Annotated in this window: 18 protein-coding genes and 1 riboswitch; of the genes, 8 read left to right on the top strand and 10 right to left on the bottom strand. The window is 51.6% G+C overall.

Annotation, left to right across the window (positions count from 1 at the left end):
• Positions 1-50: 50 nt before the first annotated feature.
• Positions 51-1,076 (bottom strand): tryptophan--tRNA ligase, encoded by a 1,026-nt coding sequence (gene trpS / locus DSM2777_RS17855; protein WP_061554735.1) that lies wholly within the window; start codon positions 1,074-1,076, stop codon positions 51-53.
• Positions 1,077-1,256: 180 nt separating this feature from the next.
• Positions 1,257-2,468, bottom strand: coding sequence for a tyrosine transporter TyrP (tyrP, locus tag DSM2777_RS17850; RefSeq protein WP_061555431.1), 1,212 nt, complete (start codon positions 2,466-2,468; stop codon positions 1,257-1,259).
• A gap of 210 nt (positions 2,469-2,678) precedes the next feature.
• Here tyrP and DSM2777_RS17845 point away from each other — a divergent pair, with 210 nt between their 5' ends.
• On the top strand, positions 2,679-3,872 hold the full coding sequence (locus DSM2777_RS17845) for a nicotinamide mononucleotide deamidase-related protein YfaY (protein WP_046459301.1): 1,194 nt from the start codon (positions 2,679-2,681) through the stop codon (positions 3,870-3,872).
• Between the two features lie 89 nt (positions 3,873-3,961).
• On the opposite strand, the gene yvcK is transcribed toward DSM2777_RS17845, so the two are convergent.
• Complete coding sequence (gene yvcK / locus DSM2777_RS17840; protein WP_061554734.1) at positions 3,962-4,870, bottom strand: uridine diphosphate-N-acetylglucosamine-binding protein YvcK; 909 nt, start codon at positions 4,868-4,870, stop codon at positions 3,962-3,964.
• Positions 4,871-5,120: 250 nt separating this feature from the next.
• Positions 5,121-5,275, top strand: a riboswitch (molybdenum cofactor riboswitch).
• Here yvcK and moaA point away from each other — a divergent pair.
• The 5 genes from moaA to DSM2777_RS25025 all read left to right on the top strand — a co-directional run bounded on the left by moaA (position 5,266) and on the right by DSM2777_RS25025 (position 8,099).
• Positions 5,266-6,252, top strand: coding sequence for a GTP 3',8-cyclase MoaA (gene moaA, locus DSM2777_RS17835; protein ID WP_040044673.1), 987 nt, complete (start codon positions 5,266-5,268; stop codon positions 6,250-6,252). (Overlaps the previous riboswitch by 10 nt.)
• 36 nt (positions 6,253-6,288) lie before the next feature.
• Positions 6,289-6,771 carry a cyclic pyranopterin monophosphate synthase MoaC gene (moaC, locus tag DSM2777_RS17830; protein WP_043494066.1) on the top strand — a complete coding sequence of 161 codons (483 nt, stop codon included), beginning with the start codon at positions 6,289-6,291 and terminating at the stop codon, positions 6,769-6,771.
• Complete coding sequence (gene moaD / locus DSM2777_RS17825) at positions 6,768-7,010, top strand: molybdopterin synthase sulfur carrier subunit (RefSeq protein ID WP_025798000.1); 243 nt, start codon at positions 6,768-6,770, stop codon at positions 7,008-7,010. Before moaC ends, moaD begins: the two co-directional genes overlap by 4 nt.
• 2 nt (positions 7,011-7,012) lie before the next feature.
• Complete coding sequence (moaE, locus tag DSM2777_RS17820) at positions 7,013-7,465, top strand: molybdopterin synthase catalytic subunit MoaE (protein ID WP_061554733.1); 453 nt, start codon at positions 7,013-7,015, stop codon at positions 7,463-7,465.
• A 376-nt stretch (positions 7,466-7,841) separates the two neighbouring features.
• Positions 7,842-8,099: a hypothetical protein gene (locus DSM2777_RS25025; protein ID WP_071889935.1), complete on the top strand. Its 258-nt coding sequence runs from the start codon at positions 7,842-7,844 to the stop codon at positions 8,097-8,099.
• Positions 8,100-8,159: 60 nt separating this feature from the next.
• On the opposite strand, the gene DSM2777_RS17815 is transcribed toward DSM2777_RS25025, so the two are convergent.
• Entirely contained in the window at positions 8,160-8,591 is a 432-nt protein-coding gene (locus DSM2777_RS17815) for a DUF3828 domain-containing protein (protein ID WP_061554732.1), read from the bottom strand.
• Positions 8,592-8,867: 276 nt separating this feature from the next.
• On the opposite strand from DSM2777_RS17815, the gene DSM2777_RS17810 reads away from it, so the two are divergent.
• Positions 8,868-9,446, top strand: coding sequence for a flavodoxin family protein (locus DSM2777_RS17810; protein ID WP_061554731.1), 579 nt, complete (start codon positions 8,868-8,870; stop codon positions 9,444-9,446).
• A 236-nt stretch (positions 9,447-9,682) separates the two neighbouring features.
• Positions 9,683-10,393, top strand: coding sequence for a Bax inhibitor-1/YccA family protein (locus tag DSM2777_RS17805; RefSeq protein WP_025798019.1), 711 nt, complete (start codon positions 9,683-9,685; stop codon positions 10,391-10,393).
• A gap of 84 nt (positions 10,394-10,477) precedes the next feature.
• Here DSM2777_RS17805 and DSM2777_RS17800 read toward each other — a convergent pair whose 3' ends face one another.
• The 6 genes from DSM2777_RS17800 to yfaE all read right to left on the bottom strand — a co-directional run bounded on the left by DSM2777_RS17800 (position 10,478) and on the right by yfaE (position 16,152).
• Positions 10,478-11,194: an ABC transporter ATP-binding protein gene (locus tag DSM2777_RS17800; RefSeq protein WP_061554730.1), complete on the bottom strand. Its 717-nt coding sequence runs from the start codon at positions 11,192-11,194 to the stop codon at positions 10,478-10,480.
• Positions 11,181-12,032, bottom strand: a complete 852-nt coding sequence (locus DSM2777_RS17795) for an ABC transporter ATP-binding protein (RefSeq protein WP_061554729.1) — start codon at positions 12,030-12,032, stop codon at positions 11,181-11,183. The genes DSM2777_RS17800 and DSM2777_RS17795 overlap by 14 nt, the downstream gene beginning before the upstream one ends.
• Positions 12,025-12,849, bottom strand: coding sequence for an ABC transporter permease (locus DSM2777_RS17790; protein ID WP_061554728.1), 825 nt, complete (start codon positions 12,847-12,849; stop codon positions 12,025-12,027). The genes DSM2777_RS17795 and DSM2777_RS17790 overlap by 8 nt, the downstream gene beginning before the upstream one ends.
• Positions 12,849-13,892, bottom strand: a complete 1,044-nt coding sequence (locus tag DSM2777_RS17785) for an ABC transporter permease (protein WP_061554727.1) — start codon at positions 13,890-13,892, stop codon at positions 12,849-12,851. The genes DSM2777_RS17790 and DSM2777_RS17785 overlap by 1 nt, the downstream gene beginning before the upstream one ends.
• 36 nt (positions 13,893-13,928) lie before the next feature.
• Positions 13,929-15,509 (bottom strand): ABC transporter substrate-binding protein, encoded by a 1,581-nt coding sequence (locus tag DSM2777_RS17780; protein ID WP_061554726.1) that lies wholly within the window; start codon positions 15,507-15,509, stop codon positions 13,929-13,931.
• A gap of 355 nt (positions 15,510-15,864) precedes the next feature.
• Entirely contained in the window at positions 15,865-16,152 is a 288-nt protein-coding gene (gene yfaE / locus DSM2777_RS17775; protein WP_061555430.1) for a class I ribonucleotide reductase maintenance protein YfaE, read from the bottom strand.
• Positions 16,153-16,186: the final 34 nt, after the last annotated feature.

The following is a 16,186-nucleotide window of genomic DNA, read 5'->3' as shown; positions in this document are numbered from 1 at the left end:
TGAAAAGCGCCGATTATTCGGCGCTTTTTTTGTTTCTAAACGTAATGGTTTCAAAACATTACGGGTAATCCTAGGCCACGTTTCACTTCGGCGAGCGTTTGCTGAGTGACCTCACGCGCTTTTTCGGTGCCTGCCTGCAAGATTTCTATCAACGCTGCTTTATCTGCGCTGAACTGAAGACGTCGTTCACGGATAGGCTCCAGCAGCGCCTGTAAGCATGCCTCAAGCTCCTGCTTACACTGACGATCGCCCAATCCGCCACGCTGGTAGTGTTCTTTCATCGCGGCAACCTGTGCGGCGTCTGGATGGAATGCGTCCAGATAGGTGAACACCACGTTGCCTTCGATTTGCCCAGGATCGCTGACGCGCAGGTGGTTGGGGTCGGTATACATGGCATGAACAGCCTTGCTGATGTCATCGGCACTGGCACCCAACGTTAGGGTATTGCCTAACGATTTTGACATTTTGGCGTTGCCATCAATGCCCGGTAAACGGCTCACCGCGCTGAGCATCGCCTGACAAGGCACCAGAGTGGGTTCAGGTAACAGGCTATTCATTTTATGCACGATTTCGTTGGTCTGTTCGAGCATTGGCAACTGATCGTCGCCCACCGGAACGCGGTCCGCTTTGAACGCGGTGATATCGGCAGCTTGGCTGATGGGATAAACCAAAAAACCGGTAGGCAAGGTGCGTGAAAATCCTTTCTGGGCTATTTCGGCCTTTACCGTCGGGTTACGCTCTACGCGCGCCACGCTGACGATATTCATATACAGCATGGTGAGCTCTGCTAGCGCGGGTAGAGCCGACTGCAAACAGATCGTCGTTTTCGCAGGATCGATACCGACCGCCAGATAGTCGGCCATCACTTCGAAAATATTGTGGGAGATTTTTTGCGGATTGCTGCCGTTGTCGGTTAACCCTTGCAGGTCAGCAATCAAAACAAACTGCGGATACAGATCCTGTAATGCGACGCGTTGACGCAGTGAACCGATGTAATGACCAAGGTGCAGTTGGCCGGTTGGACGATCGCCGGTGAGAATAGTGTGAGATGCTGAATGAGTCTGAAGGTCGGACATGGTAACGCTCCTGAAAAATCGTAGCCGGAGCGCGTCCTAAAATGTCACAAGCCGCCCTCCGGCGGCTTGTATAAGATATGTTTGAATCAACAGAATCCTGTGCCGCCGCTAAATGCAGCGCCACCAACGGGCAACCTGAGAACTTCGGATTATGCTATTCATCTTTTTACCCTATCAAATTTAACCGATGGCTGGCAATAGCCCTGATGCAATTGATAGCTGAATAGCAATCACGCAAAGACCGCACAGGAAAACCAACATCAGCGCAGGCTTGCCACCCATAACGCGGTATCCCGCCTGAGGATGGTGCTTACGCGTTTGCCACACCAGCATCGATGGGATCAGCAACGCCAATACCGCCAATGCAACCGCCGCATAGCCCAGCGCCATTACAAACCCTTGCGGATAGAAGAGGGCAAAGGCCAACGGAGGAAGAAACGTCATTAAACCCGTTTGCGCACGTCCAGAGGCTTTATTGCTGCGCTGGAACAGATCGGCCAAATAATCAAATAAGCCCAGCGCCACGCCGAGGAAAGAGGTCGCCAGCGCCAAGTCAGCAAACAGATGAACGGCCAGTTCAACATGTGGGGTGGCAACGACTTCGCGCACCGCCTGAAGCAAACCATTTAGGCCAGACTGTGCGGCAAGAATTCCGACGAAGGTTGAAGAGCTAATCGCGCCCAGCGTCGCAAGCTGCCAGAAGATATAGGCAATGAGCGGGATTGCGCTGCCGGTGATAAATACCCAACGCAGTTTGCGTAAATTACCGTTCATGTAGCTGACAATACTTGGCACGCTACCGTGGAAACCAAAAGAGGTAAAAATGACGGGGATCGCTGAGAGTGCAAGTCCCTTTTCCAACGGCATCGTGAGAAGGTTGGCCTGATGAATATGCGGCATCATGAGCGTGAGCATGATCACCAGCAATACGATTTTGGCCGTAAACAGCACGCGGTTAAACATATCAACCGAGTGGGTGCCGATGCAGACAACGCCGCCAGCGATCAGGGTAAACAGCAGAACGCCCACGCTAGGCTTAATCTCAAGGGATAGCCATTGGCTTAGGCTGGAGGCAAGGAGTTCTCCCGCACCGCTGATATAAGCCGCCGTTAATGCATACATTAAAAACAGCATGCTGGCTCCGGCTAACCACTGACCAGGTCGACCCAGATAATGTTTGGCCAGCGTGCCTAAGCCCGTATCCGCAGATTCGTGTTGATAAACTTCAACCAGTAGCAGGGCGGTGTAGCACATTAGTGCCCACAGGCTGACCAGCATGATAAAGGTCGTGCCAAATCCTACGCCAGCAGCCGCAAGCGGCATGGCCAACATTCCCGCTCCGATGGTGGTGCCAGCAACGATGAAAATACTGCCAAGAGTGCGATTCTTCACGCTTTCCTCTGCATTAAGACGATCCATTACTATTTATGACCCGCAGATTAAGGGAAAATATTCTGTTCGTCAAACTGGCGTTACATTTAGTGTAAATAAATAATTACACATAATTTCGCGCTAAATTATCTTAATAAAGCATTGTGTTGTGATAGCGCAGTTTCTAAAGTGGGTGCTTCATGGCGGTTATAAAATTTTCAGGAGAGACGTATGCTACGTCTAGAAATGCTCTGTACGGGTGACGAGGTTCTGCACGGCCAAATCATTGATACTAATTCCGCATGGCTGGCAGATTATCTCTTTCAGCAGGGGATCCCGATGCGTGCGCGCAGCACCGTGGGAGATGCGCTGGAAGATTTAGTGTCCACTCTACAGTTACGTAGCCAATATGCTGACGTTCTTATCGTGAATGGGGGCTTAGGGCCGACCAGCGACGATCTTAGCGCGCAGGCTGCGGCAGATGCTCTGGGCGAGCGTCTGGTTGAGCATCCTGAGTGGATCGCGCAGATGGAAGCTTATTTTGCTTCACGCGGGCGTCCGATGTCTGACAGCAATCGCAAGCAGGCGATGATCCCTGCCAGCGCTGAGATGATTGATAACCCGGTCGGCACCGCCTGTGGTTTTGCCATTCAGCTCAATGGGTGCTGGATTTTCTTTACGCCGGGCGTGCCTTCTGAATTTAAAGTGATGGTCGAACAGCAAATTCTGCCGCGTTTGCGTCAGCGCTTTACGCTATCTGAACCACCGCTTTGTTTACGACTCACCACGTTTGGCCGCTCCGAAAGCGGTTTAGCGCAGCAGTTAGACTCATTACCGCTGCCGCCAAACACCACGCTAGGCTATCGCTCATCGATGCCTATCATCGAATTAAAACTAACGGGCCCGTCTTCCCAGCGCGAAGCGATGGTCGAAGCTTGGCAGCATGTGCGCGCGGTTGCGGGTGAAAACTGTGTGTTTGAAGGTACAGCGGGCTTGCCGCACGACGTTGCTGTTCAGCTGCGTGAGCGTGGGCTACGTTTGGCTGTGAGCGAACAGTTTACCGCGGGACTGTTAAGCTGGCAGTTACGTTCTGTCGATGCGCCTTTGGGTAATGGCGAGCTACCGGAGCACAGCGGTAACAGCAGCTTAAAAGAGGTTGCGTCACGAGCGCGCGTTTTAGCGACTCACAGCGGCGTTGATTTAACGATTGCGATAGGCGAACTGCAAGACGATTGCATCAGTGTAGTACTGCATTCGGCACAAGAAACCTTCGGTCAAACGATGGTGTATAGCTCACAGCGTCACAGCCAACGTATTCGTCAGGAAATGACGGCAATGCTGGCGCTGGATATGTTGCGTCGATGGCTCACAGGGCAATCGCCGTATGGCAATTATGAATGGTTAAAGCCGACAGAAACGCTGTGATGCGTGATTAAGGCAATGAGTTGTGGTGAAAAAAAGCCCCGAGCGGGTGTTGATCTGCTCAGGGCTGATGTATTACGGATAATTACAAGTTAACTCAACTGCTGTAACGCTTTCTCAATAGCCATGCGCAGCAGATCGCGATCGTGGCGGTAGGGGATATCGCTGGCTTCCAGCGTTTCCTGCACCACCACGCGTTTTTCCATTCCCTGAATGTTGATCTTTGGCCCCACCACGACTGCGTCGATAGCATGTCCGCCGATGGCTTCTTCCATAATGTGCAGCTTTTCAGGCAGGGTTAATGCCGCCGCCGCGACGCTAAGTTCTTTACCCAGATTGCCGATGTAAATCATATGCGCACGGGTGCGACGCAGGGCGCGAGTCAGATCTTCCAGTAGCAGCAAAGGCATCAGGCTGGTTAAGAAGCTGTCGGGGCCAATCAAAATCAGATCGGCTTTTTCAATGGCATCAACGGCCTCACGCGTTGCCTGTACCTGGGGTTCAAGCATCAGCTGCGCGGGCATTTCTTTAAGCTGGTCGATGTTCACTTCGCCATAAATCACGTGGCCATCTTGATCGACGGCGTTGAGATCGACCGGCTGCTCTGACATTGGGATAAGCGAAGCGTCAACCTTGAGCAAACTGCGGATCAGGTTAATGGCTTCCAGCGGACGCACGCTCAGATGATCTAATGCTTTTAACATCAGATTTCCAAGGTTATGGCCCGCTAATTCACCGTTACCGTTAAAACGATATTCAAACATGGCAGAAGCCACGCTGGGCTCGGTGATCAGCTGATTCAAACAGTTACGCATATCGCCCCACGCAATACCGCCTTCCGAGCGACGAATCCGCCCAGTGGAGCCGCCGTTATCCGTGGTGGTGACAATGCCTGTTAAACGTGAACCCAGCGGTGACAAGGCTGACATGACGCGGCCAAGGCCGTGTCCGCCTCCTAAGGCGACGACCTTATCGAGATCGGCTAAAGCGCGGTTTCGCATAAAAATCCTACAAAATGAAAATAAACTGTGGGTAAAGTACCGGATCACGCTGAAAAAGGCGAAACCCAGACTTATTTGCGTGATTTATATCAAGTATAGTGGGGCGGTAACTAGTGTATTCTGCACCTAAGTTACTGACATAAAAGCGTTATATATAAAATTATACAGCGAGATATGTTTGGTAAGCGAGAAAATAAACGCTAGAATTTAATGAATTATTCAGAGATGTGGTGTGAGCGTAAGCGCTCTCATGGCGTCTGAACTCCTAGCCCTTTTGCCTAAGTTTAGTCGAAAACAGCGGTTTTCTTCTCAATACGGTGTCTGGGCCGTGGCTATAAGCCACCAGGGTACAAGGTAGAAATGCCTGTGCCTCCCGAATTGGAAAGGTGTTAACAATGCTCCAACTGACTGACGCATTTGAGCGTAAGTTTTATTACTTGCGCCTTTCGATCACAGACGTATGCAATTTTCGCTGTACGTACTGCCTGCCAGACGGCTACAAACCGAATGGTCATGCCAACAAAAGCTTCTTATCTCTCGATGAGATCCGCCGCGTCAGTCGTGCATTTGCCGAATTGGGCACCGAAAAGGTGCGTCTAACCGGCGGTGAGCCCTCTTTGCGTCGCGATTTTGTCGACATCATCTCTGCGGTACGTGAAAACCCATCGATTCGAACGCTGGCGGTCACCACTAACGGCTATCGCATGGCGCGTGATATTGCCGATTGGCGCGATGCCGGTCTAACGGCGGTTAACGTGAGTGTGGATAGCCTCGATGCCCGGCAGTTTCACGCCATCACTGGTGAAGATAAACTCAAACAGGTGATGCAGGGAATTGACGCGGCATTTGATGCCGGTTTTGAAAAGGTGAAAGTGAACACCGTGCTAATGCGCGATGTGAACGATCGCAGCCTGAACGGTTTTCTTAACTGGATCAAAACCCGCCCGATTCAAATGCGCTTTATTGAGCTGATGGAAACCGGAGACGGCGGCAATTTATTCCGCAAACATCATGTGTCAGGCGAAGTCATTCGCGATCAATTGCTGGCCCTCGGCTGGCAGCGTCAAGAACGTTCTCGCAGCGATGGCCCTGCGCAGGTTTTCAGTCATCCTGATTATCTGGGCGAAGTCGGGCTGATCATGCCCTATGAAAAAGACTTCTGCGCCAGCTGTAACCGCCTGCGAGTGTCTGCTATCGGCAATTTGCACCTGTGCTTGTTCGGTGAGTCCGGCATTCCATTGCGCGATTTACTGGCGGGCGATGAGCATCTTGATGAGCTGAAAATGCGTATCCAAGGCGGTTTGCGACATAAAAAGCAAACGCACTTTTTGCATGATGGCAACATCGGACATACGCAGAACCTTTCCTTCATCGGCGGCTAACGTTGCCTTAACTCGTTATTAATCTAAAAGAAAATTATGAGCCAACTTACCCATATTAATGCGGCCGGTGAAGCCCACATGGTCGATGTTTCTGCCAAAGCAGAAACCGTGCGTGAAGCCCGCGCTGAAGCTTATGTTGAAATGAAGCCCGAAACGCTGGCGATGATTGTTGAAGGCAAACACCACAAGGGTGATGTATTTGCTACCGCGCGTATTGCAGGGATCCAAGCGGCCAAACGCACGTGGGAGCTAATCCCGCTTTGTCATCCGCTGCTGCTGACCAAAGTTGAGGTTCAGCTTTCTGCTGAAGTGGATACCAGCCGTGTGCGTATTGAGTCCTGCTGTCGTTTAACCGGCAAAACCGGCGTGGAGATGGAAGCATTAACCGCCGCGTCGGTAGCGGCGTTGACCATCTACGACATGTGCAAAGCGGTGCAAAAAGATATGGTTATCGGCCCGGTTCGTCTGCTGGCGAAAAGCGGCGGCAAATCCGGTGATTTTAAGGCGGACGCATCATGATTAAAGTTCTATTTTTTGCTCAGGTACGTGAGCTGATTGAAACCGATGAGCTTCAATGTGAACTCTATCCGACGGTTGAGGCGCTACGCGCTGCGTTGGCCGAGCGTGGTGACAAATGGGCTCTGGCGTTGGAGACGGGTAAACTGCTTGCTGCGGTAAACCAAACGCTGGTGGAGTTCACGCATCCTCTGCAGGTGGGCGATGAAGTTGCTTTCTTCCCACCGGTTACTGGGGGTTAATGATGGAAAATACCCGCATCCGTGTAGGTCACGAAAATTTTAGCGTCGGTGACGAATACCAATGGCTATCGCAGTGCGAAGACGATGGCGCGGTGGTGACTTTCACCGGCAAGGTACGCAACCATAATCTTGGTGATAACGTCAGCGCATTGACCTTAGAACACTATCCTGGGATGACGGAAAAAGCGTTAAATGAAATTGTGACAGAAGCCCGTTCGCGCTGGCCTCTACAGCGTATTTCGCTGATCCACCGCATTGGCGCAATGTATCCCGGCGATGAAATTGTTTTTGTTGGAGTGACCAGCGCGCATCGCAGCATGGCCTTCGATGCCGCCGAGTTCATTATGGACTACCTCAAAACCCGCGCACCGTTCTGGAAACGAGAAGCCACAGAGCAGGGCGACCGCTGGGTCGATGCCCGCGACAGCGATCATCAAGCGGCAAAACGCTGGTAACCCCTTCTAACCCTTTTTTCTGCCTTCACGCTAACTCATTGATTTTTAACTTCCCTAATGAGCCGTGAGAAAAAAGGGTTAAAATCCCCAAAATGAGCTACCGATCTGATTAATCGCATCTTTCTGCGAATATTCTACAGTTAACTGCCGTGCAGGCAGCTTAGAAAGTTTCAACGGTGTTTACAGCCGAGTTCGGAATGTTAACTGCCGTGCAGGCAGCTTAGAAACTGAGCCTCAGCAGCCAGATCCGCAGCCTGAGGTTCACTGGCGTGCAGGCAGCCCAAATCATCTTCTGCCCCATTTTCACTATACTTATTTCAGTATTGCACCTTTGTTGCCGTATTCGAGCTGACTTTCGCTGAGGTAAGGAGCTAATTTGATTTGGTTTGAGCAAGGTCTTTATTTGCGGATTGAGGAATTGGAAAATGGGCCACGGCCTTTGCCGCTGCGTAGCGGGTTTAGTCGTGAAATAGCTTATCGAGCGTTAGGTGTGTTTAATCCCTCTGAATCATCGGATGCTTACTACATATTATCTAACGATCGGGATGAAATATGGTTTATCTGCAATCGACACCTGCGAACGGTTGCGCTTTTACCTGACACTACCGATTTCAGGCGTCCAATTGTCTATTGAGTCTGGATGTGGTTGTAATTTTATCTTTTTTAATTTGGATATAACTTTTTGTTAAGGACTTTAACGGTACAAAAACTGTTCATTGTCGCCTTGTACTCGAGTTATTTTCCAACCGTCCTGCCAGACGAGCCAGAGAATGAGATGTTGCTGGATATCATTAGCAGCGCCTAATGTTACTTCGACGGTAGTACCGCCGATTGCGGGCGTTGGAGTTGAAACAGCGATATGAGTGGGCCATGAGCTGCCAATATCTTGTGATTGGGTAAAATAGTCAGCATCAAGCGTATCTGGCTCCGGCTCTTTGGCTATTTTCTGCAATTGGTCGAAAGTTTGTTTTTCCAGATAAGGCTGTAGCGATGCTGAACTATCAAAGGTATCTGGTGTGTTGAGGTAAAAATGATAAAAATTAGCGACTTGTTCCGTTGGGCTTTTATGCGAGGATGTACATCCCGCTATTATTGTTATTGTCAGTAGTAATAGAATTTTTATCATCAGCGGTTATTCCTCTATATTCGTCATCCTTCAAGCTGCTTGACGTCTGAAATCCATAGATTACCTCTCGATTTACGGCATTAATTCTAATATCCACATGAAAAATAACAACTATCTAAAACTAATGGTGTTTTTAGAAATAATAAAATGCAGTGATGGTTTAGCTTTTTTCTTTTGTGATGTGACATAACGTCATCTCCTAGACGCCATCCTATTCCCGACGTATAAATATTCTGAGGCGTATAACGAATTAACCAACGTGTGAGGAGTTATTTTATGACAGCATTAGCCGTGGTTTTTCATAGTGGATACGGACATACCGCCAAAGCCGCTGAGGCGGTAGCCGCGGGTGCGCAGCAGATCGACGGTGTGAGCGTTGAGGTTTTGGCTATCGACAGCGAAGGCAATTTACCGGAAGGGGGATGGCATCTGTTAGCGCAGGCCGACGCGATTATTTTTGGTAGCCCGACCTACATGGGCGGGCCGTCTTGGCAGTTTAAGAAGTTTGCTGATGCCTCTTCCAAGCCTTGGTTTAGCCAAGAGTGGAAAGATAAAGTTTTTGCAGGGTTCACTAACTCGGCCAGCATGAACGGCGACAAACTCGGCACGCTCGATTATATGTTCCATCTGTCGCAGCAGCACGGCGGCGTGTGGGTCGGGATGGGAATGTTGCCGTCCAACACCAAAGCCGCAAACCGCAATGATGTGAACTATATTGCCGGTTTTTCAGGATTAATGACGGTATCGCCTTCCGATGCTTCGCCGGATGAAGCGCCGCTGCCGGGCGATTTGGAAACCGCACGCAAGTTTGGTGAGCGAGTGGCGAATGTGACCAAGCGCTGGTCAGGCGTTTAACGTATATTTCCGTCATACTTCAAGCAACTCGAACTCTTTTGGGTATAAATTGCCGCCGTGCTTCAATGTACGGCGGGCTAAACCCGCCACATAAGTAAATATTACTTAAATCTGAAATATATCGGCACATTCCACCCGCAGCAAAAAGATGGTTCTGTGGTAGGCTTATTAGGAGAACTGTCTGGTTGTTTTATCAATTCAGATAATATTGTCATTCCTAGCTTAAGGTGATCTTCATGGATCGATATCCTCGTGATAATGGCTCGATCGTAGAGCGCGCAAATTCAGGTCTGCAAGCCTATATGGCGCAAGTGTATGGCTGGATGACCTGCGGGTTGTTGCTTACGTCCATCGTGGCGTGGTACGCCGCGCATACGCCAGCCGTGCTGAATTTTATTTTCTCCAGCAAAATTACCTTTTTCGGTTTAATCATTGTGCAGTTGGGGCTGGTATTTGTGCTGTCGGGTATGGTGCAGAAACTGAGCGCCGCCGCGGCAACATCGTTGTTTATGCTCTATTCGGCACTCACCGGCTTAACGCTGGCGAGCATTTTTATCGTTTATACCTATTCATCTATTGCGAGCACCTTCGTGGTCACTGCCGGTATGTTCGGGGCAATGAGCCTTTACGGTTATACCACCAAGCGTGACTTGAGCGGCATTGGCTCGATGATGTTTATGGGGTTGATCGGTATCATTCTGGCGTCGCTGGTGAATATCTGGCTGAAAAGCCCAGCGCTGACGTGGGTGATTACCTATGCGGGCGTGATTATCTTTGTTGGTTTGACGGCATATGACACTCAGAAGCTGAAAGCTATGGGGGAGCAGCTGAATCCTGAAGATAAAGATAACTTCCGGAAATACTCGATTCTGGGCGCGTTAACCCTGTATCTGGACTTCATCAACCTGTTCTTGATGCTGCTGCGCATTTTCGGCAACCGCCGCTAATTGCTGATTTGCCCGACTGATTATTCAGTTCTAAAAAGCCCCTGAGCCTCTATCTGCTCAGGGGCTTTTTCATATCCATCGATCTCAATCGAAGCGATGTTCACCGCGCGCTAACGCTGCACGATCAAACTCCCGGATAATTTTCCCATCCTCCATCAAGGCCGCACGTTGAGACATATGGGCAATCACGTCGGCGTCGTGGCTGACGAGTAGATAGGTCATGGCGTGCCGCTGCTTTAGCTCGTTAAGCAGGTTAAGGATTTCTGCCTGAACCGACATATCGAGCGCAGAGGTAGGCTCATCGAGCAGTAAGATTTTAGGCCGCAGCAGCAGGGCGCGGGCAATGGCGACGCGTTGGCGTTGCCCTCCCGAAATTTGGTGAGGAAAACGCTGTGCTGCATCGGCGGGAAGTCCCACTTGTTGTAGTGCTTCAGCCACCCGCTGTTCTACGTTAGGTTCGCGATGAATCTGCAACGGTTCTGCCAAAGAACGATACAGTCGATGCTGAGGATGCAGCGAGGCATAGGGATCTTGAAACACCATCTGCACATTGCGGCGGAGTTCCCCGCTGAGCCGTTTTTGCGGGCGCAGAGGGGAGCCTAATAAATCAATCTGTCCCTGCCATTCACGCTGCAAACCGGCGATGACGCGCAAAATAGTCGATTTCCCACAGCCGGATGCGCCGATCAGGCTAAAGGTTTCGCCCTCATTGACCTGAAAATGCGCCGACTGCACCACGTGTTTGCGCTGTCGTCCGTCAGAAAAACTGACGTGTAAATCTTGGATATTAATCAGCGGCACGAGGTTCTCCTCCAAAAGCACGTGAGCGATCCAGAACCGGCAGCAGGGAACCGTAGGTTTGGGCATTCGGTCGGCAGGTCCAGAGCGTTCGGGTGTAAGGATGCGTGGCCTGTGGCAGCTCAGCCGCCCGCAGTTCATCTACGCACTGCCCTTGATACATCACCATCACGCGATCGCAGTGTTCGGCCACCAACGGCAGATCGTGGCTAATCAGCAGTAGCCCCATCTGGCGTTGTTCGCACTGTTCCACCAAAAGAGAAAGAATTTGATGGCGCAGGCGAGCATCCAGCGCAGAGGTGGGTTCATCCGCGATCAGCACTTTTGGATTGTTGATCAGCGCGATGGCAATCATGGCGCGCTGCCCCAGCCCGCCAGAAAGCTCGCCCGGATAGCGTTTTAGGCTATGAGCGGGAAGCCCGACCGATTCAGCGGTGTGCAACACCCGCTCATGACGTTGACGGCGTGGCAAGCGCTGGTGCAGCGTGAGGGCCTCTTCAATTTGGTGGTAAATCGTATGCACCGGATTGAGCGCGTAGCGCGGATCTTGCAGCACCATGGCGATGCTATTGCCGCGTAGCGCAGACCATTGTTTGGGTTTCAGCGCCAGTAAATTTTGCTGTTCAAAACGTAGCGTGGTGGCGCTGACTTTGCCCGGCTGACGAATTAGCCCCATCAGTGCGCGAGCGGTCATTGATTTGCCGGAGCCGGATTCTCCCACCAAGGCTAAACGTTCATGGCCTAAGGAAAAATTTAGCTGGTTGACGACGCACGCCTGACCAAAATGAACCGATAAATCCACGGCTTCAATTAGCGAATGGTTCGGTGAAATATCAGTCATGATCGGACTCCAAAATATCACGCAGGCCGTCGCCCAGCTGATTGAACGCCAAGCTGCTGAGTAGAATGGCCGCGCCGGGAATGGCGGCAATCCACCACTGATCAAAGATCACCTGCATGCCGTCGGCGATCATCGCGCCCCATTCGGCCATTGGCGGGCGAGCGCCTAATCCTAAGAAGCCCAAGCCAGCGGCCGCAAGAATAATACCCGCCAAATCCAGCGCCAAACGGACGATGGCGGAAGGCAAGCAGAGGGGCAAAATATGTCCCCACATCAGCCTGAAACCGTGAATGCCCAGCATTTCTGCGGCGCTGAGATAATCGCTGTTCCTGAGTTTTTGAATTTCAGTTCGAGCCTGACGGGCATAGGCGGGCCACGTGGTGAGCGCCAGCGCCAGTGCGCCATTGATAAGCCCAGGGCCAAGCATAGCGACAAAGGCAAAGGCTAGAATTAAGCGCGGCATCGACATCACAACATCGGTAAATCGCATCAGTACGCGCTCAGTCCAACCGCCGTAATAGCCCGATAAAATGCCGATCAGCAGGCTGAGCGGAAGGGTGATCGCAGTCACCAGCAGCACCATACCTAACATCGGGCGGGTGCCATACAGCAGCCGCGCCAACATGTCTCGCCCATAGGCATCGGTGCCGAGCCAATGTCCCGGTTCGGGCGGCAGCAAACGCGCCGCTGCATTTTGCCAATTGGGATCTTGCCCCGCTAACCACGGTGCAAAAATGGCGCAGATTATCAGCAGCAGGATAATCATCAATCCACAGCAGGCTGCCGGTGAACGCAGAATTTTGCGTAATAGATTCATTAGTGCACCCTCGGATCGGTGAGACGTACCAACAGATCCGTCAGGTTATTAATCAACACGAAGCACACGCCAATCACTAACGTGCCGCCCATCACCGCTGTGGTGTCACCGGCAAAGAGGGCGGTTGTGAGATAACGCCCAATGCCCGGCCAGGAAAATACGGTTTCAGTCAGAACCGCGCCTTCCAGCATGCCGGTATAGGCCAGCGCAATCACGGTGAATAACGTCCCGCGAATATTGGGCAATACGTGGCGTATCAGAATGGTGGTTTCGCTTGCTCCTTTGGCACGAGCCAGCGTGACGTACTCTTTATTCATTTCGCCCAGACACGCCGAACGGGTTAGCCGAGTGATGCTGGCCATCGAAAAATAGGCCAACAGTAAAACCGGTAGCGTCAGGTGATTTATGGCGTTGAGAAACGCGCCGCTGTCGCCGGAAAGCAGGGTATCGATGAGCACAAAACCAGTTTTGGCCTCAACGCTGTATTGATAAATATCGTCCAGCCTTCCCGGCCCTGCGCTCCACTGCAAACGCGCATAGAACAACAACAGCATCAGTAGGCCAAGCCAGAAGATAGGCACCGAATTGCCGAGCAGGGTGAGCGTGCGGATGGTCGGATCCCACGCCGTTCCTGCATAGCGCGCGCACAGCACGCCCAGCAGAACGCCGAGGGTGGCTCCGATAATGAGCGCCAGCGTCGCTAACTCTAGCGTGGCAGGAAATACGGTGAGTAAATCCTGTAGCACCGGTTGGCCGGTTGCGCTGGCGGTACCCAGATCGCCGTGCCCAAGCTGAATCAGATAGTGCCAGAACTGCACCGGCAGCGACTGATCTAGCCCTAACTGGTGACGAACCTGATTGTAGGTGGAGACGCTGGCATGATCGCCCACGATTTGTAATACGCGATCGACGGGAGAGAGCGCGGAAAGCAAAAACGTAATCAGCAGCAGCCCGAAGAGCGTTAATGCGAGCGTAAGCAGACCCTGCAACAGGGTCTGTAAATGACGCCGGAAATTATTTTCCGGCGTGAAGTCAGCAGCCATAGTTTCTCCGCTTTCTGTAGATAAAAAGCGGATGAATTACTTGGTTACGCGATCGTAATAAACCATATCGGCGTTCAGCCCTTGCTGATAGCCTTTCACGTTGTCGCGGAGCACAACCTGAGTTTTAGCCTGATCGATAAACACATACGGCGAGCTACGCTGTAGCTCTTGCTGCATTTTGGTATACATATCCAAACGTTTGGCGCTGTCGGCCTCGGCAACGGCGGCGAGCGTTTGCTGGCTTAGTTCAGGGATTTTCCAGCCGTTTAGCCACGCGACGGTGCTGCCTTTGTTATCGTTGTAGGCAAAAGCGCTGGCGTTGGAATGCGCATCGAAATAGTCCGGCAGCCACATGCGGATCGCGGCCTGATGCTGACGCGCACGCACGCGTGCATAAACCTGACTTCCTGCCGCTGGCAGCAGCTCCACTTTCACGCCGCCTTGCGCGAAGCTGGCTTGGATTGACTGAGCCACGGTGATAAACGGCGCTTTGTTTTCAACATCCAGCGTGAAGGTGGAATTTTTGATCCCAGCTTTCTCGAGAATGGCTTTCGCTTTAGCAGGATCGAAGCTAAACGGATTATTCTCCAGCGCGCCGTTAAAACCGACCGGCAGGAAACTCTGATGCACAAAATATTGGCCCTTGAGTAAGTCCTGCGTGATGCCTTTGTAATCGACCAGATAGCGCGCCGCTTCCCACAGCGCAGGGTTTGCCAGTAATGGATTCGCGGTATTGCCGGTGTTGAACGCCAAATAGTTTTGCTCGGCTGAAGGAATGCTCATCACGTTAATACCGGCTTGATTCTGCAACGCCGAGGTTTGGTCTGCACCAAGCCCACGGGCAATATCGGCGTCCCCCTGTTGGATCAGCAAACGACGAGACGCCGGATCGGGCACGTTCTTAATGATGATATTGGCGATTTTAGGCGCGTCGTTTGATAGCGGATTGGCATCCAAAACGATGGCCTGATGCGGCTGATATACGCGCATTTTGAACGGCCCGCTTCCCGCTGAATGCATTTTGAGCCACTCATTACCAAAGTCGTCTTTTTTGATATTAGGCGTGACGGTTTTTTCGTCAACGATAGAGGCAATCGGCGTCGAGAGGATGTTCAGCGCCACGTCGGGGCTCACATTCGCGGTCCACGTGAGCTGTAGCGTATGGTCGTCAATTTTCTTCAGATGACTGGCGACGTTATCCGCTTCCCAGCCTAATACGTTCAAAATAAACGCTGGCGATTTATTAAGGGTTACGGCGCGGGTATAGGAAAAGATGACGTCTTCGGGGCGCACAGGGTTGCCGGAAGAGAATTTGGCATCGGGGCGCAGCTTAACGGTGAGTGTTTTATTGGCAGCGTCGCCTTGCCAGCTCTCGGCTAACACGGCATCAATCTTGGCTGGATTATCGCGGTTGGCTTGGATCAGGCGTTGGTAAAGGCTCGGCACCGTTTGAATACTGGAAAGCTCGTTGCTCTCCGCAGGGTCGAGGCTGGCGATATCATCCAGCGTTTGTACTACGACCAGCGTTTTCGGTGGCGTCGCCGCCCATGCGCTGGCGCTTAACGTTCCGGCGGAAAGTGAGGCCAAAATCAGCACAGGTAATAGTTTGGCTTTCATTGTTATTGTGTTTTGCATCGTTGAACAGCTCCGTGATAAGACTCGATTCGTACTACTTGGCAATATAACTAGCTGACACCACACTAAAAAAGCGCAGCTAAGCATGCAAAGTCCCAAAAGGAGTTTGCTAGAACCAAATAATCTATGATCAGTCGCTGATTATTTATAAATCGGCTGCCAGCACACGTCTGAGCCAAGCCGAGTCCTTATCACATAAAAAGCTGGCTACATCATACAATTGATTGTGTGCGGTTTGAAATAAACATGCAGAAATGTGGGAGCAAAGACAGGTTCTTGCGAGAATTATCAGTGTGATAGAGAAGGCGTTGCAGATAAGAAATCGCGGTGGAGGCGATTAAAGCTCCACCTCGATGTCTCCGTCTGGATGGCAGCAACAAGGCAAAATTTCACCTTCGTTGATGAAAGCCAGTGGCTGTTGGCGATACACCACGCGCCCCTTGGTCATTTTGCAACGACAAGAACCGCAATAGCCTGAACGGCATTGGTACTCGACCTGAACATTATGATGCTCAAGGGCTTCAAGCAGCGAGGCTTTGCCGTGCGTGAATGCAAGCTTAGCGCCAGAAAGCGCGAGTGTGATAGTGGGCGTAAGCGGCTCAGCGCTGGCATTTTCAGTCTCGATGCTAGCGGCATCGTCTGCCGCCAGCGTCGAGTCT

The organism is Obesumbacterium proteus, assembly GCF_001586165.1.
Classification (GTDB): Bacteria; Pseudomonadota; Gammaproteobacteria; order Enterobacterales; family Enterobacteriaceae; genus Hafnia; species Hafnia protea.
The sequence above is the reverse complement of the archived record's forward strand: the minus strand, read 5'-3'. Positions and strand labels throughout refer to the sequence as shown.

Bases quoted from the DNA above. Each gene is read 5' to 3' on its own strand.
- trpS (WP_061554735.1), bottom strand. From the start codon at position 1,076: ATGTCCGACCTTCAGACTCATTCAGCATCTCACACTATTCTCACCGGC.
- DSM2777_RS17845 (WP_046459301.1), top strand. From the start codon at position 2,679: ATGCTACGTCTAGAAATGCTCTGTACGGGTGACGAGGTTCTGCACGGC.
- yvcK (WP_061554734.1), bottom strand. From the start codon at position 4,870: ATGCGAAACCGCGCTTTAGCCGATCTCGATAAGGTCGTCGCCTTAGGA.
- moaA (WP_040044673.1), top strand. From the start codon at position 5,266: ATGCTCCAACTGACTGACGCATTTGAGCGTAAGTTTTATTACTTGCGC.
- moaC (WP_043494066.1), top strand. From the start codon at position 6,289: ATGAGCCAACTTACCCATATTAATGCGGCCGGTGAAGCCCACATGGTC.
- moaD (WP_025798000.1), top strand. From the start codon at position 6,768: ATGATTAAAGTTCTATTTTTTGCTCAGGTACGTGAGCTGATTGAAACC.
- moaE (WP_061554733.1), top strand. From the start codon at position 7,013: ATGGAAAATACCCGCATCCGTGTAGGTCACGAAAATTTTAGCGTCGGT.
- DSM2777_RS17815 (WP_061554732.1), bottom strand. From the start codon at position 8,591: ATGATAAAAATTCTATTACTACTGACAATAACAATAATAGCGGGATGT.
- DSM2777_RS17810 (WP_061554731.1), top strand. From the start codon at position 8,868: ATGACAGCATTAGCCGTGGTTTTTCATAGTGGATACGGACATACCGCC.
- DSM2777_RS17805 (WP_025798019.1), top strand. From the start codon at position 9,683: ATGGATCGATATCCTCGTGATAATGGCTCGATCGTAGAGCGCGCAAAT.
- DSM2777_RS17795 (WP_061554729.1), bottom strand. From the start codon at position 12,032: ATGACTGATATTTCACCGAACCATTCGCTAATTGAAGCCGTGGATTTA.
- DSM2777_RS17790 (WP_061554728.1), bottom strand. From the start codon at position 12,849: ATGAATCTATTACGCAAAATTCTGCGTTCACCGGCAGCCTGCTGTGGA.
- DSM2777_RS17785 (WP_061554727.1), bottom strand. From the start codon at position 13,892: ATGGCTGCTGACTTCACGCCGGAAAATAATTTCCGGCGTCATTTACAG.
- DSM2777_RS17780 (WP_061554726.1), bottom strand. From the start codon at position 15,509: ATGAAAGCCAAACTATTACCTGTGCTGATTTTGGCCTCACTTTCCGCC.